Raw genomic sequence first — 3445 nt, forward strand, 5'->3', positions numbered from 1 at the left:
TGGATGCCGAGCAGGTCGCGCAGCACCCAGAGCAGCCGGACGCTGTCGTCGCACTCGACGGAGACGCGCTGGCCGTTGACGTTGAACACGTGTGTGGACACGGGGGCTCCTAGAGCGGGTTCGTGAGGCCGTCGGTAGGTGACTCGGGGATCGGCGGCACCAGCGGGTAGGGCTCGAAGCGCAGCGGGTCGTTGTGGTTGACCGGGAAGAACGTCTGGGTCTTCCCGACGGCGCGGCTGTAGGCGCACGCGATCGCACCCATGGACGCCGCCACGCCTGCCTCGCCGCCGCCGCCGACCTCGCCGCTCGGGTCGGGCGGCATGATCACGACCTCCAGCTTCGGCGGGGTGTTCCACTGCCGGGTGTAGAAGTAGTTGTCCCAGCTGCCCTCGAGCGGCATGCCGTCCTTCATGTGCAGGCTGCCTGTGAGTGCCATCGAGGTGGCGTCCATCAGGCCGCCCATCATCATCGCCTCGAGGCCGGTCGGGTTGATGCACAAGCTGCCGGGGACGATCACGTAGGTCGCCCGCGTGACACGCGGGCCCGTCATGGCGTCCTTGATCTCGCGGTTCACCGTGTCCGGCCGGGTGTCGACCTCCACCAGCGCCGCCATCGTGTTCTTGTACTCGCAGTGCACGGCGATGCCCTGGGCCACGCCGTCGGGAAGGGAACGACCCCACTCGCCCACCTCGGCGGCCTTGTCGAGCACCGAGCGCTGGAGATCGGTCTTGAGGAAGGCGCGGCGGAACTCCACCGGGTCCTGACCCATCGCGGCGGCGAGCTGGTCGACCACGAGTTCCTGCGCGCAGCGCACGTTGGGGGAGTAGACGTTGCGCATGCTGCCGGTGTTGAACTTCAGGTCGATCTCGTTGAGCAGCTGCGTGGCCACGCCGAAGTTGTAGGGCGTGTTCTGGGTGAGCAGGAAGATCGACTGGGCCAGGCTGTAGTTGCCACCGGGCAGCTTCGCCGCCGTGGCCGTGATGATCTCGCCGAGGCCGTGGCTGAAGTCGGTCTGCACGCTGGTGTGGTTCTGTTGGAAGCTCACCACGTTGCCGCCCGCGTAGGCGGTGCGGATCGTCGAGGTGCACATCGGGTGCGTGCGGCCCTGGCGGAAGTCGTCCGTGCGGTGCCACATCAGTTTGACGGGCTTGCCCATCTTCTGCGACGCCTCGGCGGCCTCCTTCGCGGCGTCGGGGAACAGGTGGCGGCCGAATGACCCGCCTCCCTGCGCCACGTGCACCGTCACCGCGCTCTGGGGCATGCCCAGCATCAGCGCGATCTCCTGCAGCGCCGTGATCGGCACCTTCAGGCTGCCCCAGATCTCCGCGCGGTCCTCACGAACGTCGGCGACGGCGCAGTTGGTCTCCAGCGGGCTGCTGCTCGCGAACGCGAACGTGAACTCGGTGTCGATCACCTTCGTGCCGGGCGCGGCCGGCGCCAGCGGCAGCGTCGCGGCCTTGAGCTTCGCGATGACGGTTTCGTCGGACTCGCCGTCGACGGTGCCCGGGCCCCACGTCACGTCCATCGCGCGGATGGCGTCCATGCACTGGCCGAACGTCTCGGCCCGCACCGCCACACCGGTGGCGATGATCGCGAGGTCCAGGACGCCGGGCATCGCCATCACGTCGAAGGCGTTTTTCAGCTTCTTCGGCGTGCCGTTGATCGTGGGCGCCCGGCAGACCATGGTCGGCTTCGCGTCGGGCACCTCGATGTCCATCGCGAACCTCTTGCGGCCGGTGACGATGTCGAGGGCGTCGATCCGGCCCGTCGGCTTGCCGACGATCCGGAACTGCGACTCGGGCTTGAGCACCGGCGCGGCGACCTGGACGGACTTCGTGACCGCGGCCGCCTTGGCGAGGTCGCCGTAGCCGAGAACCTGCCCGGCCGGGCCGGTGATCAGGCCCTCGCGGCTGGTGAGCTGTGCCGCCTGCTCCTGCATGATCGCGGCCGCCGCGTCCAGGAGCTTGCCCTTGGCGATCGCCGCCGCCACCCGCACCGGCGTGTACATGGCGTGGATCGTGTTCGATCCGCCGGTGAGTTGGTTGAACAGCAACTCCGGCCGCGCGTCGGCCAGGGTCATGTTCACCTTGTCCAGCGGCAGGTCCATCTCCTCGGCGATCACCATCGCGAGTGCCGTCGTCATGCCCTGGCCGCATTCGGCCCGCGGCACCGCGAACGACACCGAGCCGTCCTCGTTCACCACGATCGAGATCAGGTTCGCAGTGGGCCGTGCGGCGTCGGTGAGCGCGTCGCTGAGGTCGTAGAGGTCCGACGGCTCGGGCGGCGACGGCACGGCGGCGTGGGCGGGCACCTCGTCGAGGAACTCGATGCCCGCCCCGACCGCCACAGCCAGCGTCGGGGCGGCGATGAGGTAACCGAGGAATCTGCGCCGTCCCATGTCGCGGGTCCCCGGCTCCGCCAGTGCGGTCGAATGGCGATGAGCTGGCATCAACAGGTCCTCTCGTCGGACCTACCGGGTGGACCGGCAGGCGCGTCAGGCACGTTGACGTCAGAACGAGGGTGCTGGAAAGAGGGTTCGCGCTGCTCACAGGGGTGGGCCACAGTCGGTTCGTGGAGTGGCCCTCCCGCAGGGCCGACCACTCTTCCGGGCGACAGGTGATCGGCCTCGTTCGGGACAGGTGATCTGCGGCACAGGACGCGACAGGCGGGATGTAGCCCCGGCATGTCGCCGATCTCACCCACATGGGGGAATTGGTATCGTCAGCCAACGCGGCGGCACCCATGACGGCAGTCCCCGCAGCGATACACCTTGGGTGCGGCGCCGAATGATCGCGGAAATGCTCTTCCGGCGCCACCGGTGCTGGGCGTTGACGGGCCTCTCGATGCCGCGATCACCTTCTACTGCCAACACCTCGGCTTCCGTGAGGTGCTGCATCCGGCCCGTCCCTCGCGATGCTCGCCCGCGGCCACCTGCAGCTCGTACTCAGCGCTCCGGGAGGAGGGGCCGACGGCGGCCAGGCCATGCCGGACGGCAGTCTTCCCCGGTCCGGCGGTTGGAACCGCTTCTCGCTCGAGGTCACCGATCTCGAGGCGACGGTGGAGACGCTGCGTCAGGCCGTGGCCCATTTCCGCAAACGAGATCGTGGCGGGCGTTGGTGGGAAGCAGGTCCTGTTGGATGTGTGGACGGGTGTGCTGGCGTCGTGGGGGCCGCTGGCCCGCAAGTCCCTGGAAGCTCCGATCGGGGGAATCGTCACCGATCAAGGTTCGTGGCGACGAGGATGCGCCGCATGGACGACATGGTGACGGTCGCGTTGGGCGTGTGTCCTGTCTGCCGGCATCGGTTCGATTCGAACGTCACCGGTGAGGTGCTGATGCATGCCCCGGTCGACTGCGGTTGTGTGTGCTGCCAGGGCACGCCGCGGTGCTCCTCCTGCCGTGAGCCCTTCTGCGTGTGCGTCGTCCATTGATGGCCCGGGCATTGCG

At 68.5% G+C, this 3445-nt stretch carries 2 protein-coding genes and 1 pseudogene; all 3 read right to left on the bottom strand.

All coding sequences use genetic code 11. From position 1 onward, the window contains the following. Nucleotides 1–101, bottom strand: a pseudogene (locus JWR81_RS08295) ((2Fe-2S)-binding protein); the annotation flags it as partial. An 8-nt stretch (nucleotides 102–109) separates the two neighbouring features. After that, nucleotides 110–2398, bottom strand: coding sequence for a molybdopterin cofactor-binding domain-containing protein (locus JWR81_RS08300; protein WP_297649078.1), 2289 nt, complete (start codon nucleotides 2396–2398; stop codon nucleotides 110–112). 814 nt (nucleotides 2399–3212) lie between these two features. Beyond that, nucleotides 3213–3445, bottom strand: a 233-nt coding sequence (locus JWR81_RS08305; RefSeq protein ID WP_297649081.1) for a hypothetical protein, incomplete at its 5' end; no start/stop codon positions are given.

It is taken from the genome of Pseudonocardia sp. (assembly GCF_025965585.1).
Classification (GTDB): domain Bacteria; phylum Actinomycetota; class Actinomycetes; order Mycobacteriales; family Pseudonocardiaceae; genus Pseudonocardia.

Excerpts from the sequence above, each read along its gene's own strand:
- JWR81_RS08300 (WP_297649078.1), bottom strand. The coding sequence starts at position 2,398 with ATGGGACGGCGCAGATTCCTCGGTTACCTCATCGCCGCCCCGACGCTG.